Here is an 18741-nt window from a genome sequence, read left to right as displayed (position 1 = left end):
TGTAGGGACTATCTATGGGTAGAAAAAAATAAATGGTGGACGTCCTGTGCCTTTAGGTACAGAATATGAACCGGTTATTTATATGCCGTACCTAAAGGCACGGGGGTTTTATTTCTAATTCAATTCTACCCATATGTGGTCCCTAACGGGACAAACACCTTTAACCCAGAATCCTCGATATTTAGAACCTCTCTCGACCCCCGTCACTAAATCCCAACTCCGCCTCACGCATCGCATCTCTTGAATGCCCTCTCTTCTCTCTTTTCTACCCGTCTTGTCTCTTGATTCTTGTCTCTTGATTCTTTTTCCCGCCACGAATGCACGAATATTTTTTTATCCTTTTCTCGAAGATATCACTCCGTTTCCTTGTCCTGTAGGGACTATCTATAGGTAGAAAAAAATAAATGGTGGACGTCCTGTGCCTTTAGGTACAGAATATGAACCGGTTATTTATATGCCGTACCTAAAGGCACGGGGGTTTTATTTCTAATTCAATTCTACCCATATGTGGTCCCTAACGGGACAAACACCTTTAACCCAGAATCCTCGATATTTAGAACCTCTCTCGACCCCCGTCACTAAATCCCCACTCCGCCTCACGCATCGCATCTCTTGAATGCCCTCTCTTCTCTCTTCTCTCTTTTCTACCCGTCTTGTCTCTTGATTATTTTCTCTTGATTCTAAAAGAAAACCTCCCCGAGGAGCTCAGAGAGGTTGAAAAAGGCTGAAAACAAACTAAATGATAGTCATTTGGCCCAGGCTAAGGTTTTCATTGTTAAGCCTCATATTTCCGGCTTCTATAATATAACCTTCCAGGAAATCGCCTACTTTTTCTGTGGAGTAATAGTTGTTTTTATTAAGATCCTGAGTGCAAACATTCATATGCAAACTCTCCTCAACAGCATCTCTTACCGCTTTTGCTTCTTTATGCAAATTAAAATGCTCCAAAAGCATTGCTGCAGAAAGAATGGAAGCCACAGGATTGGCGATACCTTTTCCTGTTGCCTGTGGATAAGAACCGTGGATAGGTTCAAACAGTGCGCTTTTTTCACCTACTGAAGCCGATGCCAGTAAGCCAATACTTCCGCCAATTACACTTGCCTCGTCTGATAAAATGTCACCGAACATATTTTCAGTAAGGATCACATCAAACTGTTTTGGATCCAGGATCATTTGCATCGCAGCATTGTCCACGAAAAGAAAATCCAGGGAAACATCGGTATATTCGCTTGAAATGTCTGCCACCGTCTTTCTCCATAACCTGGAGGTCTCGAGAACATTCGCCTTGTCAACCAGTGTTACTCTTTTTCTTCTTTTTTGCGCAGCCTTAAAGGCCAGATGGGTTAATCTTTCGATTTCTTCTACGCTATAGGTACAAACATCGGTTGCGCTTTTCCCATCTTCACTGGTACTCTTTTCACCAAAATATATTCCGCCGGTGAGTTCCCTGTAGATCACTAAGTCTGCACCCTCTATACGCTCCGGCCGCAGGGGCGAGTGGTCCAGGAGTTTTGTATAGGCTTTCACGGGACGAATATTGGCAAAGAGACCCAGCCCTTTTCTAAGATTAAGAAGTCCCTGCTCCGGCCTTACTTTGGCATTCGGGTCATTGTCATATTTCGGGTGACCTATAGCCCCGAAAAGAACGGCATCTGCTCCCGCGCAGAGTTCAAGGGTTTCTGGTGGCAGGGGATCTCCCGTTGCATCTATGGCAGCAGCTCCCACTATGGCTTCCTCGAATTGAAAATCATGGTCAAACCTTTCGGCAACCGCTTTTAATACTTTTACTGCTTGTTTTGTTATCTCAGGGCCTATTCCATCTCCCGGTAACACTGCTATTTTCAACTTCATAAGGCTAATTGTTTTTGTTCGTATTCTTTTATTGCCTGCAATTTGCTTAAAAGGAAATCAATTTCATCAAGACCATTGATCATACAGATCTTCTTGTATGGGTCTATTTCAAATCTTTCAGATTCCTGCGTAGCTGTGAGGCTAATTTTTTGTTTTCCAAGGTCTATCAATATTTCTGTGGAAGGTTCTTCCTGAATATGCGTAAATAGTTCTGCCAGAAATCCGGCTGATACCTGTACCGGAAGTATTCCGTTGTTAAGGGCATTTGCTTTAAAAATATCTGCAAAATAGCTGGAGACTACCACCTTGAATCCATAAGCTTTCAAAGCCCAGGCGGCATGTTCCCTGCTGGAACCACATCCAAAATTATCTCCCGCTACCAGGATTGAACCTTTATATTGCGAATTATTCAGACTGAAGCCCGGGTTGAGGCATCCTTCTTTATCAAACCTCCAGTCCCGGAATAAATTCTCACCAAAGCCCGCCTTATCTGTAGCTTTCAGGAAACGCGCAGGAATGATCTGGTCTGTATCGATATTTTCGATCTCCAAAGGCACAGCGGTATCCTGAAGTTGTATAAACTTTTCCATTTAATTGAGGTTTTTGGTGAAATCGGTTATTTTCCCGGCAATGGCCGTGGCGGCAGCTGTTAACGGGCTGGCGAGGATAGTACGTGCTCCCTGTCCCTGCCGGCCTTCAAAATTCCTGTTGCTGGTAGAAACACAATATTCTCCCGCCGGGATCTTGTCATCATTCATCGCAAGGCAGGCAGAACATCCCGGTTGCCGTAAGGTAAAACCGGCATCTTCAAAAATTTGCTGTAGGCCCTCTGCCTTGATCTGTTCTGCTACCTTTCTAGAACCCGGGACGATAAGGGCATTAACGTTGGCCGCTTTTTGCTTTCCCTTGATATAGGCAGCTGCCGTCCTAAAGTCTTCAATCCTGGAGTTTGTACAGGAGCCAATAAAGATCCAGTTCACCTGCTTTTCCAGCAAAGATTCCCCGGGAATAAAGCCCATATATTCCAGTGCCTTTGCAGCACTTTTGCCTCCATTGAGTGGCACATTTCCGGTTAATTTTATTCCCATTCCGGGGTTTGTCCCATAGGTGATCATAGGTTCAATATCTTCAGCATCAAGGAAGAATTCTTTATCAAATTCAGCTCCTGCATCCGTTTTAAGAGTTTTCCACTTTTTCTTCAGCCTTTCAAATTGTTCTCCTTTTGGTGCAAATTCCCGGCCTTTCACGTATTCAAAAGTAGTCTCATCTGGCGCGATCAATCCGCCACGGGCTCCCATCTCAATACTCATATTGCAAACGGTCATTCTGCCTTCCATGGACATTTCCTCAAATACATTTCCTGCATATTCGCAGAAGTACCCGGTGCCGGAATTTGTGCCCAACTGACTTATAATGTAAAGGATCACATCCTTGGGAAGAACTCCCGGCTTCAATTTTCCGTTTACATTCACCCGCAGTTTTTTCGGTTTCTCGACCAGCACGCACTGGCTTGCAAAAACCTGGGCTACCTGGCTGGTTCCAATTCCGAAGGCAATTGTTCCAAAAGCACCGTGGGTGGAGGTGTGGCTGTCCCCACAAACAATTGTCATTCCCGGTTGGGTGATCCCCAGCTCGGGAGCCATTACGTGAACGATCCCATTGAAAGGATGGCCCAGCCCATACAGGTTTATGTTATTTTCTTCACAGTTTTGAGTGAGTTCCTTAAGCTGTTTTCTTGAGAGCAGGTCTTTCACAGGCAAATGCTGGTCCAGGGTGGGGGTATTATGATCTGCTGTGGCAACCGTTTTTTCTGGCCGGAAAACGGGAATTTTACGCTCCCGCAGCTCATTAAAAGCCTGGGGGCTGGTCACCTCGTGGATCAAATGTTTATCAATGTACAAAACATCCGGCCCGTTGGGAATTGATTCCACCACATGGGCGTCCCATATCTTGTCAAATAAGGTCTTTTTCATCAGGCTATAGCTCTATTCTTGAATGATATGGACATGATCTCATGCAGGTCTGTATCTGCCACCTCTTTTCTATGGTCGGCGTAATTCAGGAATTCTGCATAGACGATATCAAGCTGAAGCTTGGTCAATTCATAGCCCATTTTTTTGGCTTTATATGCCAGGGCAGCCCTGCCGCTTCGTGCAGTTAATATAATAGCCGACTCTGTTACCCCCACATCTGCCGGGTCTATGATCTCATAGGTTTCCCTGTTCTTGATGACACCGTCCTGGTGGATACCTGAGCTGTGGGCAAAGGCATTGGCCCCTACTATGGCCTTATTAGGCTGTACAAACATTCCCATCTCACGAGAGACAAGATTACTTAGGGCGTATAACAACTTAGGCTGTATATTGGTATGCAAATTTAAAGTAGGATGCTGTCTAAGGATCATCACAACCTCCTCCAGAGCGGTATTTCCTGCACGTTCTCCAATCCCGTTAATGGTACATTCAATTTGCCTCGCGCCGTTCATTATTCCCGCAATGGCATTGGCTGTAGCCAGTCCCAGGTCATTGTGACAATGGCACGAAATAGTCACCTTGTCAATGTTCTTTACATGTTCCTTTAGATATTTGATCTTCTTTCCATATTCCTCGGGAAGGCAGTAACCGGTAGTATCGGGAATATTTAATACAGTTGCGCCGGCTTCAACGGCTGCCGTGCATACCCGGGCAAGATATTCATTATCTGTCCTGCCGGCATCTTCAGCATAGAATTCCACATCATCAACAAAATTCTTAGCATATGAAACAGCCTCCCTGGCCCGTACGATGATCTCCTCACGGGTAGAATTGAACTTGTATTTTATATGAGAGTCTGAGGTGCCAATGCCGGTATGAATACGCGGCCTTTTCGCAAATTTAAGTGCTTCAGCAGCTACTTCTATATCTTTTTTTACAGCACGGGTGAGTCCGCAAACAGATGCATTTTTTACCAGTTTGGAAATTTCCTGTACAGATTTGAAATCGCCGGGGCTGGAAACAGGAAAACCTGCCTCTATAACATCAACTCCCAGGGAGTCGAGTTCTTCAGCAATCTTTAATTTTTGAACGGTGTTTAATTTGCAGCCGGGGACCTGCTCGCCATCCCGTAATGTCGTGTCAAATATTTCTACCTTTCCATTACTCATATCACGTTTTTTTTACTTTATCTTTAACTAAAGTAACATTCCCACCTGCACTCTAACCTCTTTAAGAGATGATGGTTACGATAATGGATTAAAAGAATGCGGCTTCAATTGCATTGAATATCAACAAGTTAACCCTGCTCCTGTTACGATGACCAATGATCTAACTGAAAATTTATTCAGCCTTATAAAATCCCTTACCCCGTCAGAAAAGAGACAATTCTCTTTGTATGTTGGCAGGATTGGGGTAAATGCAGAGAGTAAATTCCTTAATCTCTTCAGGGTAATTTCTGCTCAAAAAGTTTATAACGAGAAGTTGATCCTGGAGAAGACCAACATTAGCAAACAGCAATTGTCCAATGTCAAAGGGCATCTTTACAAACAGTTGCTCATAAGCCTTAAGCTTAATCCTGTACATCAAAGTATACCTATTAATATAAGGGAGCAATTGGATTTCGCTTCCATACTTTACAGGAAGGGTTTGTATAAGCAGAGCCTTAAATTGCTCGATAAGGTCAAGGCTACCGCGTTATATTACGAGGAAAAAAATATTGCCTACGAGATCCTTGAATGGGAAAAAATTATAGAATCCCAGTATATCACCCGAAGCATTCACAACCGGGCTGAAAGTCTTATAAAGCAAACCGAAGAACTAAATGAACTGAACCAGATAGCAGGAAAACTATCCAATCTATCCCTGCAACTTTATAGCATTTTTTTAAAAATGGGTTATGCCAGGACAGAGGAAGAAGCGCGCTCTATAAAAGAATATTACCGGGAGAGCCTTCCCGCTTATGAATTTTCAAAGCTGGGCTTCCGGGAGAAATTATGGCTGTATAAGGCTTCTTTATGGTATAGCTTTTTAATCCAGGATTTCTTATCGTGTTACAGGTATTCCTCCAAATGGATCGCATTGTTTGATGAATACCCCCACATGGTTGCAGTTCATCCTGTATCTTATGTGAAAGGAAATCATTACCTCCTGGAGAGCTTGTTCTATCTTAACCATACCCGGGTTTTTGAAACCACACTTCAAAACTTTGAAAACAAATTAAAGGATCCCAAGATCCCTGATGATGATAATATCGCGGCGCTCGCCTTTCTGTATGTATATTCCAATAAACTGAACTTAAGATTTATGAAGGGGGATTTTGCCAATGGAGAAGCTTTGGTGGAGAAGATCCTGAAGAAAATTAAAAAGTTTGGAAGCAGGATAGATCACCATCACGTAATGGTATTTTACTATAAGATAGCTTCCCTTTATTTTGGGGATGAGGATTATGTGAAGTGTATTACTTTCCTGAAGAAGATCATAAATAATAAATCCCTGGAGATGAGGGAGGATCTTATGTGTTTTGCAAGAATTCTTAATTTGGTAGCCCATTATGAAGCAGGAAAGGACTATCATCTTGACAGTCTTATTCGATCTACTTATAAGTTCCTTATCAAGATGAATGACCTGCATGAGGTGCAAAAGGAAATGATCAAGTTCCTGCGGAATTTACCCGAGATCTCGCCTTTGGAGTTAAAAGATGAATTCAGAAAACTCCACAGCACCTTAAAACAGTACGAAGATCATCCTTATGAAAAAAGGGCTTTTCTTTATCTGGATATTCTTTCCTGGCTGGAAAGCAATATAGAGAACCGGCCGGTAGCTGAGATCGTTGCAGAGAAGGCGAGGCTTGTGGCCAGGTAAAATTGGCTGTTTTGTTTAATTGCGGTATCTGAATGCTCTCATTTTCCAGTAGCCCATCTTGAAATAACTAAAAGCTGCAATGGCGGCAATTAAATTAGAAATTGGAAAAGCCCACCATATGCCTTCGTAGCTCAGGGAGGTATTGTAGGAGAGGACGTAGGCCAGGGGAAATCTCACGATCCAGAGGCTTAATATGGAAATAAGCATGGAGGCTTTCGTAAATCCTGCTCCGTTGAAAACCCCGTTTGTCACCTGCTGCACACCAAGCAACCCAAAACTGGGAGCCATGATTTTTATAAAAAGTGCGCCATCCTGAATAACTTCAGGATCATTGGGAATGAAAAACGCGGTAAGGGGTTCAGCAAAGATAAACAGTAATAGGCCCATTCCTGTTAATCCGAAGAATGCCACCTTATTACTCAAATTAGCCACTTTCTCTGCCCGTTTGATCTTCCTGGCCCCAATATTTTGCCCCACCAGGGAAGTGGTGGCGATGGCCAGTCCCAGAGCAGGGATCACAATAAAACTCAGGATGCGGGCACCAATCCCGTATGCCGCCACAATGTCACTGCCGAAGCTGGTTACCAGGATTACCATCATGGTCATTCCAAGAGCTCTTGTAGATTGTTCTATACTTGCGGGGAAACCAATATTGAAAGTGCGTTTTAAGTTTTCCATATTGATCCTCATGGAGTTGACATTGATCTTTATTCCGCTTTTTCCGCGGAATAAGATTACAAGACCTATTAAAGCAGATAAACCCTGAGTAACCACACTGGCCACTGCGGCACCTGCCACTCCAAATCCCGGTACGGGACCATATCCGTAGATGAAGAGGGGGTCGAGGATAAGGTTTAGGAATACCGTGAACAGGATCACATACACCGGCAGCATCACATTGCCGATACCCCGCATTAAGGACTGAAAAATGAAAAACAGAAAGAGAAATACAAAGCCGAGGGAGGACACCTTAAAGTAAGCAACAGAGTCATCGTAGATTTCCGGTCCCGCACCAATAATTCGCATAAGTGGCCCTGCGGAATAAAAACTGATAAGTGCCAATATTGCCGAAATGATCAGGATCAAAAAGACGCTTTGTGAAGAGCTGAAGTCCACCATTTTTTGATTCTCGGCGCCCTTGTATTGTGCTACCATCACAGTTCCTGCCAGGGTGAGGCCCGAGCCCAGGGAAAGCACCAGGAAAAGTAAGGGAAAGCTCAAACTTACCGCCGCCACCGCGTTGGCCCCAAGACGTCCCAACCAAAAAGTATCGATTAATTGATACGTTGTTTGGAGGATATTGGCAAAAATAATGGGAAGCGCCAGGCTTATAAGGGAGTTTAATATCTTGCCTTCTGTGTATTTATTCTTTAACGGAGCCTTCATTACCGGCAAATTTAAAGGATTAAAAAGCCGGGAGTTCCTAAAGTTTGCTTAATAAAATTTGAAATTAATGAAGTTGTGTGTATCATTCAAAGCATTCAGGTTTATGTCACCCTTAACTTGTTTTAGGATCGAATGGGTTGGATTTTGGGGAGCAGTCGAGAAGGTGGGTCTCACCAAGAACGCTAGATGCTGAAACAAGTTCAGCATGACGCGGCGAGTTGATGTATGAAAATTAAAGCGTCCTGGCTTATGTTCCCCTGAGACCTGGGGTAAAAAATTTACCTAGCGTGAGGTGATGACGTATGAATATCATCAATGAATATAATATTCTTCTTTGCAGAATTTCTCCCGGCCTACGAAAGGTTATCGTAAAATTTGAAATGAGAGGGGCGTTAAGAATTTTAGGCTGTTTGAGCGGAACGGATTAATCTCGCATGAATTTATCTGCCCGCGAGTTCCTAAAATTTAGCCACCGAATGAAAAATTTAGAGAAGCTTTCGTAAGCCTAGACTTTTTTGGTTCTTTTTTGGGCGATGCAAAAAAGAACAAGCGGTCCTATGAAATGCCAATAAACTCGCCTGGAAAATGTAAGAAAAATAGAATACGTCAATGGTAACTTGTTTCAGGGTCTAATAGATTAAAACCTTGGGAGTAGTCGAGATGTTCTGTATACATTAGGAGCGCTAGATGCTGAAACAAGTTCATTATGACGTGTCGAGAGTAGGTTCGGAACTAAAGAACTATAATTTATAAACATGCATCCCAAACCGGATCCTCCGGTGGGGGTGCAACCACTTCAATTGCCTCCTTGCTAACCGGATGTGTAAAAGACAACCTCCTTGCATGCAAATGTATACTCGCATCTTTATTGCTTCTGTCAAATCCGTATTTAAGATCCCCTTTTATAGGACAACCGATAGCTGAAAGCTGACTGCGAATTTGGTGGTGCCTGCCGGTATGCAGGTCTATCTCCAGCAGGTAGTAATTGTGCAGCTTTTTAAGGATCCGGTAATCCAGCAGGGCCTTTTTGCTCTCCGGCACTTCCTTTATATGAGCGTAGGATTTGTTTTGTTTTGGATTTCTTTTCAAATAGTGCGTGAGGGAACCTTCAGTATTTGGAGGAGGGTTCTTTACAACAGCCCAATAGGTTTTCTTAGCTTCTTTATCTTTAAAGAGTTTGTTTAACCTCGGTAGGGCTTTAGATGTCCGGGAAAATAGAACGATCCCGCTGGTGGGACGGTCTAAACGATGCACCACACCCAGGTAGACATTCCCCGGTTTATTATATTTTTCCTTTATATATTCCTTGACAACCTCGCTTAAAGGTTCATCTCCAGTCTTATCCCCCTGTACAATATCCCCCGGCCGCTTGTTCACTATGATCACGTGATTATCCTCATACAGTACCTGAAGATTTTGGGGGGTGGAGATAGTTTTGTCGGGTTTCAAATTTTTAATTTTTGTCTGGAAAGGAAGAAAAAAGAAAAGAGAGAAGAGAGAAGAGACAAGACAAATGAGAGATTTAGTCTAAAGTCTAATATCTCATATCTCATATCTCAATACTCAATTCTAATACTGCTCCTCATCGCTAGGGAAATTTTTGCTCTTCACGTCATCCCTGTAATTTTCAAAAGCTTTGGTCATTTCTGAATATAGGTCAAGGTAGCGTCTTAAAAACCTCGGATTGAACTCATGTGTCATTCCAATCATATCGTGCACCACCAGCACCTGGCCGTCAACTCCGTTTCCGGCGCCTATTCCAATTACGGGAATTGTTAGACTTTCTGCCACTTCTTTGGCTAATTTGGCGGGTACTTTTTCTAGGACCAGGGCAAAACAACCTGCACGTTCCAGCATTAGAGCATCGCTTTTTAATTTTTCAGCTTCGGCATCTTCTTTGGCTCTTACAGTGTAAGTTCCGAATTTATAAATAGACTGTGGGGTAAGTCCCAAATGTCCCATTACCGGGATCCCGGCATTAAGGATACGCTTTACAGAATCCTTGATCTCTTTTCCGCCTTCAAGCTTCACCGCATGTCCGCCGCTTTCTTTCATTATCCTAATGGCAGATCTTAATGCTTCTTTCGGGTCGCTTTGATAACTTCCAAACGGAAGGTCCACTACAACCAATGCCCTGTGAACTGCGCGAATTACACTGGCAGCGTGATAGATCATCTGGTCCAGGGTAATAGGCAAGGTGGTCTCGTGCCCGGCCATTACGTTACTGGCAGAGTCACCTACAAGGATAACATCTATTCCAGCCCCGTCTACGATCTTTGCCATGGAAAAATCATATGCAGTAAGCATGGCGATCTTTTCCCCGTTTGCTTTCATTTCTACAAGGGACTTGGTGGTAACTCTTTTGTATTCTTTTTTAGCGACAGACATTAAGATAAATTTTAGTGGAGTAAAAGTAGTAAATTAGTCAGCTACATTCAAACCTTGCACTTATGAAGAAGTTTTTAAGTTTTCTCTTTCTGGTTACCTGTTTCACCTCTTTTGCTCAAACGGCTGAGGAAACAGCGGTTAAAGATGTCGTCACCGGCTTTTTTGAGGCTTTCCACCGCCAGGATTCTGTTGCCTTGCGATCCTATGCGCATCCTTCAGTTAAAATGCAATCCCTGGGAAATAACGCCGAAGGGAAGTTGAACTTGTCAACAAACACCTACGGGGAATTCCTTGAGCGTATAACCTCTATTCCTTCATCCACCAAATTTGAGGAAAACCTTCATGGTTTTGATGTTAGGGTAAATGGGCCTTTGGCTACGGTGATCACACCTTATTCCTTCCTGGTGAACGGAAATTTAAGTCATTGCGGTGTAAATTCCTTTACTATGGTTAAGGAGACTGAAGAGTGGAAAATTGTCCATATCATCGATACCAGGGGCAGGGAAGGCTGTGAAGGTTATTTGAATAAGTCTTAAGCTGAAATTTAAAGAATAAGGGCTCTATATTTAATTTTCTAAAGCAGCTGCGGAAGAAGCAACAACAGCACCACCCCGTTATTCATAGCGTGCAGGGCAATTGGCCAGAGGAGGCTTCGGTTTTCAATTTTTACCTTTCCGAAGAAAATACCGGCGATGATCCGTGGGAAGATCAGCAGAAAAAGAACGAAATTCAGTTCAAACCCTTCCACATAATTATAAATATGTATCATCCCGAAGAGGACTGAGGTTATAATCCATATAAGAATCTGATATTTTTTCAACCAGGAGCATAATTTCCATTGCCAGGGAAGCGGAATTAATTCCCGCAACACCACGAAAGAAAAAATAAGAAAGACCAGCAAAAATCCGAATTTTACTGTCCAGTAAACATCAACGGGAATAAAGCTGGTAACCAGCACAACCAGCCAGCAGGAAAAAAAGAAAATGAGCTCATTAGTTGTTGGCCTTATAAGCGTCCTGAACATACCTTCCTCCAGCACCGGCGCAATGATCACCGCCAGGAGGAAGAACTGCAGCGGGTTCTCGAGAAGCAACCGGTTGATGTCATTTTGCTGATATTCGGAAATACTGAAATGAGGAAAAAGCACCTGCAATAGTCCCAGTGCAATAAAGAACATAAAGTAATAAGCCAGCATCCAACCGTAGTTGCGAAGCAGGTTTATGATCTTATGTTTCAGCAAACGAATTTATTTTTTAATTCAGCGGGATTTCCTGCCAAAGATAAGTGATAAATCCTAGCAGTCGCTTAAGCTTACTTTCACTGCCAGGCCGCCCTCAGATGTTTCCTTGTATTTGGAATTCATATCTTTTGCGGTATCCCACATGGTTTCAATTACCTTGTCCAGGGGAACTTTAGCCTTTGAAGCATCGCTTTCCATAGCGATCTCTGCCGCATTGATAGCTTTTATAGCACCCATAGCGTTTCTTTCTATACAAGGGATCTGCACCAATCCTGCGATAGGATCACAGGTAAGGCCAAGGTGGTGTTCCATTGCAATTTCGCTGGCCATAAGTACCTGCTCCGGGGTGCCGCCCATAACCTCTGTAAGAGCCCCTGCAGCCATTGCTGAGGAAACCCCTATTTCTGCCTGGCAACCGCCCATGGCAGCAGAGATCGTTGCACCTTTTTTGAATAAACTTCCAATTTCACCTGCAACCAGCATAAACCTCTTAATGTCCTCAAATGTGGCATTATGATTCTCGATCACGAGGTAATACATCAATACAGCAGGAACTGTTCCTGCACTACCATTGGTAGGAGCCGTAACCACTCTTCCCAGGGAGGCATTCACCTCATTCACACTAATGGCAAAGGTACTTACCCATTTTAGGATCTGGCGGAATTTTACTTCAGTCTTGCGAATTGTCTCCAGCCATTCTTCAGGAGAGTCATAAGTAGCCTCTCCAATTAGGCGGTCATGCATATCCGGAGCCCGGCGATGCACATTGAGTCCACCGGGAAGAGTGCCCTGGGTATGACAGCCGGTGTACATAGACTCCAGCATAACCTGCCAAACCTGCCGTAAACCTTCATCGATCTCCTCATCACTGCGGAGGGAGCGCTCATTTTCCAAAACAATTTCAGAAATTGGCTTATTCTGTTCTTTGCAATATGCCTGTAGCTCTATGGCTTTTTCTATAGGAAACGGAAAGCCCTGGAAGCTTTCCATCTTTTTTTTCGCATTCTTCCGTTCTTCCTTCACTACAAATCCGCCACCGATGGAATAGAAAGAGGAGGAGGTTGTTTTCCCGTTGGAGAGAGTGGAGCGAAAGATCATCCCGTTAGGATGAAAATCCAGGAACTTGCGGTTGAATTTTATATCGGTTTCGGGGTTAAAGGGAATAGTCCTTTCCCCGTTAAGGTTTAGACGGTGAAAAGTGTTTATGTTGTTGATCTCAGGATCTATTTGTTCAATATCCATCAACACAGGATCGTGACCACAAAGGCCAAGAATGACAGCCACATCTGTAGCGTGTCCTTTTCCTGTGAGGGATAGCGAGCCGTAAAGATCTATGTGAATGCTTTGCACATCATCAAAGGTCCTTTTTTGTTTAAGCTCTCCAATCCATCGCTGGGCGGCACGCCACGGCCCCAAAGTATGGGAACTCGAAGGGCCCACACCAACCTTAAGCATATCAAAAACACTAATACATTCTATTTTTTGCATTTCTCTCCTGTAATTGAGGGGCAAAAATAAGGATTTGGGAATTGTTTAGGGATATTTTCCGGAAATGTTATTTACAAAAAAGAAGGCATTTTTGAGTTGTCGGTTGTCGGTTGTCGGTTATCGGTTGTCGGTTGTAAAAGTTGTAGGTTGTAGGTTGTAGGTTTTAGGTTGGAAAAATGTGAAGAGTGCAAAATAGAGAGTAAAAAGTATATACGCACCACCAAATTCATAAGGGGTAAACTTGTATTACATCTGTAGCTCCCCCTTCGGGGGCCGGGGGGCTGTATTCTGCCATCATGTCATATCAAATCCGCTGGCATAGTGATTGACTATTAGAGGTTGTAAAACAGCAAACAATAATAAAAATCAACGTATAAAGTTATGAGTAAAATAATTGGAATTGACTTAGGTACTACCAACTCGTGCGTTGCAGTAATGGAAGGTAACGAGCCAACGGTGATCCCTAATGCCGAAGGTAAGAGAACAACCCCTTCTGTAATTGCATTTGTAGAAGGTGGTGAGATAAAAGTAGGAGACCCTGCAAAGCGCCAGGCGGTAACAAACCCAACCAAGACCATTTCATCTATAAAGAGATTTATGGGGAACAAATATTCTGAATCTTCAAAAGAAGCAGGAAGGGTTCCTTATAAAGTTCAAAAAGGAGACAATGATACTGCAAGGGTAGATGTAGACGGAAGAATGTATACCCCGCAGGAACTTTCAGCAATGATCCTTCAGAAAATGAAGAAGACTGCTGAGGATTATTTAGGACAGGATGTAACCGAAGCGGTTATTACTGTACCAGCTTATTTTAACGATTCCCAGCGACAGGCTACAAAAGAAGCCGGAGAGATCGCAGGACTTAAAGTAAGAAGAATTATAAACGAGCCAACCGCAGCAGCACTTGCATACGGACTTGATAAAAAATCACAGGACCAGAAGATCGCAGTTTATGACCTTGGTGGTGGTACCTTTGATATCTCTATCCTGGAATTAGGAGATGGGGTTTTTGAAGTGTTGTCTACAAATGGTGATACCCACCTGGGTGGTGATGACTTTGATGAAGTGATCATTGACTGGCTGGCAGATGATTTCCAGAAAGCAGAAGAAATAGATCTTAGAAAAGATCCTATGGCTTTACAGCGTCTTAAAGAAGCTGCAGAGAAAGCAAAAATTGAATTGTCTTCTTCTTCTCAAACAGAAATTAACTTACCATATGTAACTGCGACTGCATCAGGGCCTAAACACCTTGTGCAAACCTTGACAAGATCAAAGTTTGAGCAATTGGCAGATGAGCTGGTAAAACGTTCTATGGCTCCGGTAAAGAAAGCATTGGATGATGCAGGTCTTACCAAGAGTGATATTGACGAAGTAATATTAGTAGGTGGTTCTACCCGTATTCCTAAGATCCAGGAAGAAGTGGAAGCTTTCTTCGGAAAGAAACCATCTAAAGGTGTGAACCCGGATGAGGTTGTTGCAATTGGAGCAGCTATCCAGGGTGGTGTATTAACAGGAGATGTAAAAGATGTATTGTTACTTGACGTAACACCTCTTTCTCTTGGTATTGAAACAATGGGTGGTGTGAACACTAAGCTTATTGAATCTAACACTACGATCCCAACTAAAAAATCACAGACTTTCTCCACTGCGGCCGATAATCAGCCTTCTGTAGAGATCCACGTGTTACAGGGAGAGCGTCCAATGGCAGCCGATAATAAAACTATTGGTAGATTCCACCTTGACGGAATTCCCCCGGCACCAAGAGGAACACCTCAGATCGAAGTGACTTTTGATATTGATGCCAATGGTATCATCAAGGTAAGCGCCACAGATAAAGCTACCGGTAAATCTCAGGATATTAGAATTGAAGCTTCTTCAGGTCTTACTGAAGAAGAGATCCAAAAGATGAAGCAGGAAGCTGAAGCAAATGCTGAAAGCGATAAGAAGGCAAAAGAAAAAGTAGATAAGCTGAATGAAGCTGATGGAATGATCTTCCAGACAGAAAAACAACTGAAAGAGTTTGGTGACAAACTTTCGGATGATAAGAAGAAGCCAATCGAAGATGCTTTGGAAGAACTGAAGAAGGCATATGAAACCAAAGAAGTTGAAACCATTCAGCCTGCATTAGATAAAATCAACGAAGCCTGGAAAGTAGCATCTGAAGAGATGTACAAAGCACAGGCAGAAGCCCAGGGCGGAGCAGCCGGAGGACCACAAGGTGGACCCGGAGCCGGAGCTCAGGACGGTCAGCCGGGCGCAGGAGGAGACTCCAAGCAGGGTGACGATGTTGAAGATGTAGATTTTGAAGAGGTGAAATAACACATAATTCTAGATACTTTCCATAATTGGGAAGGACTTATAAAAAAAGAAGCGCAATCATTAATTTGGTTGCGTTTTTTTATTTTTATAAGTCTGAATAGCAAAACTTTATGAGTCGCTGTTCCTGATAAAAGATAAAACTATACTCAGAACTGAGATTTTTGCTTTGGAAAAAATATCATTAAAGAAATGTTAAAAAATTGCCTTCCTTTAGGAATCTATTAATATTAGCAAATATCAAATTCACGCATTAGCACCCTACTGTAAAATGCATTTTTTCTAATCTTTAAAAATAAAAAATGAAAATTTTACAATCCCCCCCCTCCATTATTAAACCCCTAGTGTTATCAATTTTTTTGGTTTTTTGTAGTTGCCAAAAGGAGGAATTACAACAAACAACTCAAGGAAAAAACTCTCCTGAAGTTGTTGTAACATCAGTGAAAATTTCCACCGTACGAGAGAATAATTTAATTTCAGATTTATTGGATAAGTTCTTAATAGAGCCTATACCAGTAGAAAGCAAAAGAGCTATTAAAAATCCGGATTTTCAAATTGTAGGAGATGAGACACGTTTTGTGAAAATTCAAGACTATCAATCCTATACTTTTCCGATTACTTTTAAAAATCAGGGAAAAGCAATTTACAACCTTGTTTTGAGTTCAAAAAATGGAGGGGAGTTTCAACCTTTTATTGTCCAATATAATTTAAAATTTCCCGAATTACTTTCCATAAACCAAGGCGGAAAGGTGTCTTTAAAAAATAAAGTAAAATATTATCCTGTTCACAATATGAATATGGGTAACTTTTTCGATACCTACCTTAATGCCAGAAGTGTTACTTGTTATGCTCGGGCGGCTCCTCAGGTCCAGAGGATTATCCTGAAGATACTAATTACAATCCTGGTTATCCTCAAAGCCCGGGAGATTCAGATGGCACTTATGATTGGGATGAACCAAATCCTCTGGGAGGTGGAGGAGATGGAAGCGGTTCCCCAGGGGATAATAATGAAACGGTAGATGGAGAAGAGATCATGACGGCTCCAATGATGCGCTTTGGTGCAATAGTACAAATTTCAGAGATTTTAGAATTAACTTCAGATTCACCGGAAAGAGAGTGGTTGCTATACGAGGCTACAGATGATCAATTAGTAGAGTTAAACAATTATTTAAATAGTATTAACTCCATTTCAGATAAAAATTTTGGCAAGGAAGCAATTGATGCCTGGATGGCCGCCGGGGAAGTGGATTTTGAGGAACAGATAATTTACACTACCAACATGAAAGAATGTGTAAAAGATATAATTAAGAAAATGTTGAATGATCAGGAATATATAGATTTAGGAGAAATGCCAGCTTTTGTAAAGGAGGAATTAAACCTCACCGGATATATTTTAAAAATTTTTAATCAGTCAGATAAATATAATTTAATTTTTGACGTCAAAAATTTACCTCCTAATGATGATGGTCAAAGAGTTAATGCCAATACTGATCCAAAACGTGATCCAAATGACCAAATAATAATTAATTTTACCATTACCCTTGATTCCGATTATATTAGTAATTCTACCGACTTGTCTGTTGCTCGTACTATCATCCACGAAAGCTTACATGCCTATACTTCTTATATTTATCAAGAAGAAATGTTTAGTAACCTTTCCAACTCCTTGAGGACTTTACTTTCAGCAAATAATAATGATCCAAATACAGCTCAACATATCCTTATGACCCAACAGTTTGTGAGTGCTATTTCGAATTCTTTGGAATCTTGGGATAACAGCAGTTTGGTAAATCACGAATATTATAATTATTTAAGTTGGTCAGGAGCTATGTTGGGCACTACTGCTTTTGACGATTTAGATCAAAACACACAACAGGCTATAGAAGACGCCAACATAGCTGAAGGCTCGGCACTTTCTCCAGCCACAGGACAAGCTCAAGGAACCAATAACTGTAATTAATGAAAACTAAATCGCTTATATTATTGATGATACTGGGCAGCTTTATTACTTGTAAATCTCAGGTGAGCAATCGGAATGTTCAGGAAAGAAAGGAGACTCAAGCTATTTTAAATTCCTATTTCGACGGATTCGAGAACAGAGGTATTCATTTTAATAATAAAATCTTACAAAATTATGAAGGTAAGCATTGGTCCCATTTAATTAACCCTTTCCATTTGAGCCTGATTCAAAATTTTAATATCAAAAATGAATCTGATGTTGTGCATTTTGAGAACTTGTTTAAGGAAGAAATTGAATTTCTACAAAAAAGTTCCCGGAGTTTTAGAATTGAAAAATGGACAGAAATATTAGATAAAAAGAATATAGTTGATTCTGGCACCTCAATGTTATCCTTGTCGAGCCCAGCATTTGATAGATCTTTGAACTACGCGATTTTTTATTTGTCAAGTAATGAGGGAGGTTCTTTGATAATATTTAAAAAAGAGGGGAATAAATGGGTTTATTTTGCCTCAGGGATGGTGTGGATATCATAAGTTTTAACCATATCTGGGAAAAAAAGTTATCTCCCCAAAATTTATTACGATCAACGAATCTTGAAAGTAATCTGGAGAGATGTCCAAAGCACAGGCCAAGCAAGGCGGGCAGCCGGGAGCAGGCGGGCCACAAGGTGGACCGGGAGCCGGAGCCCAGGACGGTCAGCCGGGCGCAGGAGGAGACTCTAAGCAAGGCGACGATGTTGAGGATGTAGATTTTGAAGAGGTGAAGTAAGCTAATCGCTTATCCCGACGTAAGGAGGGATCTCTTTAAAACTTAAATAAAATGAAGCGCAATCCAGAAATGGGTTGCGCTTTTTTGTTGTTCAAAAAATCTTATCTTAAAAGCAGTTGGTAGCGTACGCACTTATTTAGAAATGCAAGAACAATTCTTCCCCGCCTGAAGCCTTCCGTCTAGATTGGCTCATAATTTTGTTAATTAGGATAATCTTAGGTGCCAATCAATCCACCTTCCCTTGAAAAAAGGGAAGGAGCTTTTAAAAGTTAAAATTTAATTTAGTACCGAATGGTCATTCGACATCCCATTAAATATTTTATTAGCGTGAGGTGATGATGTAAAAGAACCATCAATTTGAGTTAATTTTTCTTTAGAAGGTCTTTTCCGGCCTACGAAAGTTTATCGTAAAATTTGAAATGAGAGTGGCGTTAAGAATTTTAGGCTGTTTGAGCGAAACGGATTAATCTCGCTTTAATTCATTTGCCCGCGAGTTCCTAAAATTTAGC

Annotated in this window: 16 protein-coding genes; 7 read left to right on the top strand and 9 right to left on the bottom strand. The window is 41.9% G+C overall.

The genetic code is table 11. The features are described from left to right. Positions 1–735 precede the first annotated feature (735 nt). From leuB to FHG64_RS04345, 4 genes are read right to left on the bottom strand one after another with little or no spacing between them, the layout of a single operon-like run. Complete coding sequence (leuB, locus tag FHG64_RS04360; RefSeq protein ID WP_139065273.1) at positions 736–1851, bottom strand: 3-isopropylmalate dehydrogenase; 1116 nt, start codon at positions 1849–1851, stop codon at positions 736–738. Beyond that, entirely contained in the window at positions 1848–2441 is a 594-nt protein-coding gene (leuD, locus tag FHG64_RS04355) for a 3-isopropylmalate dehydratase small subunit (RefSeq protein ID WP_139065272.1), read from the bottom strand. The genes leuB and leuD overlap by 4 nt, the downstream gene beginning before the upstream one ends. Continuing rightward, positions 2442–3824 carry a 3-isopropylmalate dehydratase large subunit gene (gene leuC / locus FHG64_RS04350; protein WP_139065271.1) on the bottom strand — a complete coding sequence of 461 codons (1383 nt, stop codon included), beginning with the start codon at positions 3822–3824 and terminating at the stop codon, positions 2442–2444. Next, positions 3824–4993, bottom strand: a complete 1170-nt coding sequence (locus tag FHG64_RS04345) for a 2-isopropylmalate synthase (RefSeq protein WP_139065270.1) — start codon at positions 4991–4993, stop codon at positions 3824–3826. The genes leuC and FHG64_RS04345 overlap by 1 nt, the downstream gene beginning before the upstream one ends. Positions 4994–5141: 148 nt before the next feature. Between FHG64_RS04345 and FHG64_RS04340 the strand changes: the two genes are divergently transcribed. Further along, positions 5142–6686 carry a hypothetical protein gene (locus tag FHG64_RS04340; protein ID WP_139065269.1) on the top strand — a complete coding sequence of 515 codons (1545 nt, stop codon included), beginning with the start codon at positions 5142–5144 and terminating at the stop codon, positions 6684–6686. A 15-nt stretch (positions 6687–6701) separates the two neighbouring features. Here the strand turns inward: FHG64_RS04340 and FHG64_RS04335 are convergent, their stop codons facing one another. The 3 genes from FHG64_RS04335 to panB form a co-directional block, all read right to left on the bottom strand. Then, positions 6702–8072 (bottom strand): MATE family efflux transporter, encoded by a 1371-nt coding sequence (locus FHG64_RS04335; RefSeq protein WP_139065268.1) that lies wholly within the window; start codon positions 8070–8072, stop codon positions 6702–6704. Between the two features lie 747 nt (positions 8073–8819). Then, positions 8820–9521 carry an RluA family pseudouridine synthase gene (locus FHG64_RS04330; RefSeq protein WP_139065267.1) on the bottom strand — a complete coding sequence of 234 codons (702 nt, stop codon included), beginning with the start codon at positions 9519–9521 and terminating at the stop codon, positions 8820–8822. A gap of 120 nt (positions 9522–9641) precedes the next feature. Continuing rightward, positions 9642–10460: a 3-methyl-2-oxobutanoate hydroxymethyltransferase gene (gene panB / locus FHG64_RS04325; RefSeq protein WP_139065266.1), complete on the bottom strand. Its 819-nt coding sequence runs from the start codon at positions 10458–10460 to the stop codon at positions 9642–9644. 62 nt (positions 10461–10522) lie between these two features. Here panB and FHG64_RS04320 point away from each other — a divergent pair, with 62 nt between their 5' ends. Further along, a complete protein-coding gene (locus FHG64_RS04320; protein WP_139065265.1) occupies positions 10523–10996 on the top strand; it encodes a nuclear transport factor 2 family protein in 474 nt (157 codons plus the stop codon). 38 nt (positions 10997–11034) lie between these two features. Here the strand turns inward: FHG64_RS04320 and FHG64_RS04315 are convergent, their stop codons facing one another. Continuing rightward, a complete protein-coding gene (locus tag FHG64_RS04315) occupies positions 11035–11700 on the bottom strand; it encodes a CPBP family intramembrane glutamic endopeptidase (protein WP_246054288.1) in 666 nt (221 codons plus the stop codon). Between the two features lie 54 nt (positions 11701–11754). Beyond that, positions 11755–13188, bottom strand: a complete 1434-nt coding sequence (locus tag FHG64_RS04310) for an L-serine ammonia-lyase (RefSeq protein WP_139065264.1) — start codon at positions 13186–13188, stop codon at positions 11755–11757. Positions 13189–13569: 381 nt separating this feature from the next. On the opposite strand from FHG64_RS04310, the gene dnaK reads away from it, so the two are divergent. The 5 genes from dnaK (at position 13570) to FHG64_RS19130 (ending at position 18232) form a co-directional block, all read left to right on the top strand. Beyond that, positions 13570–15507, top strand: coding sequence for a molecular chaperone DnaK (gene dnaK / locus FHG64_RS04305; RefSeq protein ID WP_139065263.1), 1938 nt, complete (start codon positions 13570–13572; stop codon positions 15505–15507). Between the two features lie 299 nt (positions 15508–15806). Next, positions 15807–16523, top strand: a complete 717-nt coding sequence (locus FHG64_RS04300; protein ID WP_139065262.1) for a hypothetical protein — start codon at positions 15807–15809, stop codon at positions 16521–16523. A gap of 14 nt (positions 16524–16537) precedes the next feature. Next, positions 16538–17464 (top strand): hypothetical protein, encoded by a 927-nt coding sequence (locus FHG64_RS04295; protein ID WP_139065261.1) that lies wholly within the window; start codon positions 16538–16540, stop codon positions 17462–17464. Then, positions 17464–17997: a hypothetical protein gene (locus tag FHG64_RS04290; protein WP_139065260.1), complete on the top strand. Its 534-nt coding sequence runs from the start codon at positions 17464–17466 to the stop codon at positions 17995–17997. Before FHG64_RS04295 ends, FHG64_RS04290 begins: the two co-directional genes overlap by 1 nt. A gap of 79 nt (positions 17998–18076) precedes the next feature. Continuing rightward, a complete protein-coding gene (locus FHG64_RS19130; protein ID WP_168191289.1) occupies positions 18077–18232 on the top strand; it encodes a hypothetical protein in 156 nt (51 codons plus the stop codon). The last annotated feature ends 509 nt before the right edge of the window (positions 18233–18741 follow it).

The sequence above is a fragment of the Antarcticibacterium flavum genome (genome assembly GCF_006159205.1).
GTDB classification, from domain to species: Bacteria; Bacteroidota; Bacteroidia; order Flavobacteriales; family Flavobacteriaceae; genus Gillisia; species Gillisia flava.
This window is presented reverse-complemented; position numbering and strand designations above follow the sequence as displayed.

Coding starts and splice junctions, on each gene's coding strand:
- FHG64_RS04340 (WP_139065269.1), top strand. CDS start 5,142: ATGACCAATGATCTAACTGAAAATTTATTCAGCCTTATAAAATCCCTT.
- leuB (WP_139065273.1), bottom strand. CDS start 1,851: ATGAAGTTGAAAATAGCAGTGTTACCGGGAGATGGAATAGGCCCTGAG.
- FHG64_RS04290 (WP_139065260.1), top strand. CDS start 17,464: ATGAAAACTAAATCGCTTATATTATTGATGATACTGGGCAGCTTTATT.
- leuD (WP_139065272.1), bottom strand. CDS start 2,441: ATGGAAAAGTTTATACAACTTCAGGATACCGCTGTGCCTTTGGAGATC.
- FHG64_RS04300 (WP_139065262.1), top strand. CDS start 15,807: ATGAAAATTTTACAATCCCCCCCCTCCATTATTAAACCCCTAGTGTTA.
- FHG64_RS04335 (WP_139065268.1), bottom strand. CDS start 8,072: ATGAAGGCTCCGTTAAAGAATAAATACACAGAAGGCAAGATATTAAAC.
- FHG64_RS04345 (WP_139065270.1), bottom strand. CDS start 4,993: ATGAGTAATGGAAAGGTAGAAATATTTGACACGACATTACGGGATGGC.
- FHG64_RS04320 (WP_139065265.1), top strand. CDS start 10,523: ATGAAGAAGTTTTTAAGTTTTCTCTTTCTGGTTACCTGTTTCACCTCT.
- panB (WP_139065266.1), bottom strand. CDS start 10,460: ATGTCTGTCGCTAAAAAAGAATACAAAAGAGTTACCACCAAGTCCCTT.
- FHG64_RS04310 (WP_139065264.1), bottom strand. CDS start 13,188: ATGCAAAAAATAGAATGTATTAGTGTTTTTGATATGCTTAAGGTTGGT.
- leuC (WP_139065271.1), bottom strand. CDS start 3,824: ATGAAAAAGACCTTATTTGACAAGATATGGGACGCCCATGTGGTGGAA.
- FHG64_RS04295 (WP_139065261.1), top strand. CDS start 16,538: ATGACGGCTCCAATGATGCGCTTTGGTGCAATAGTACAAATTTCAGAG.
- FHG64_RS19130 (WP_168191289.1), top strand. CDS start 18,077: ATGTCCAAAGCACAGGCCAAGCAAGGCGGGCAGCCGGGAGCAGGCGGG.
- dnaK (WP_139065263.1), top strand. CDS start 13,570: ATGAGTAAAATAATTGGAATTGACTTAGGTACTACCAACTCGTGCGTT.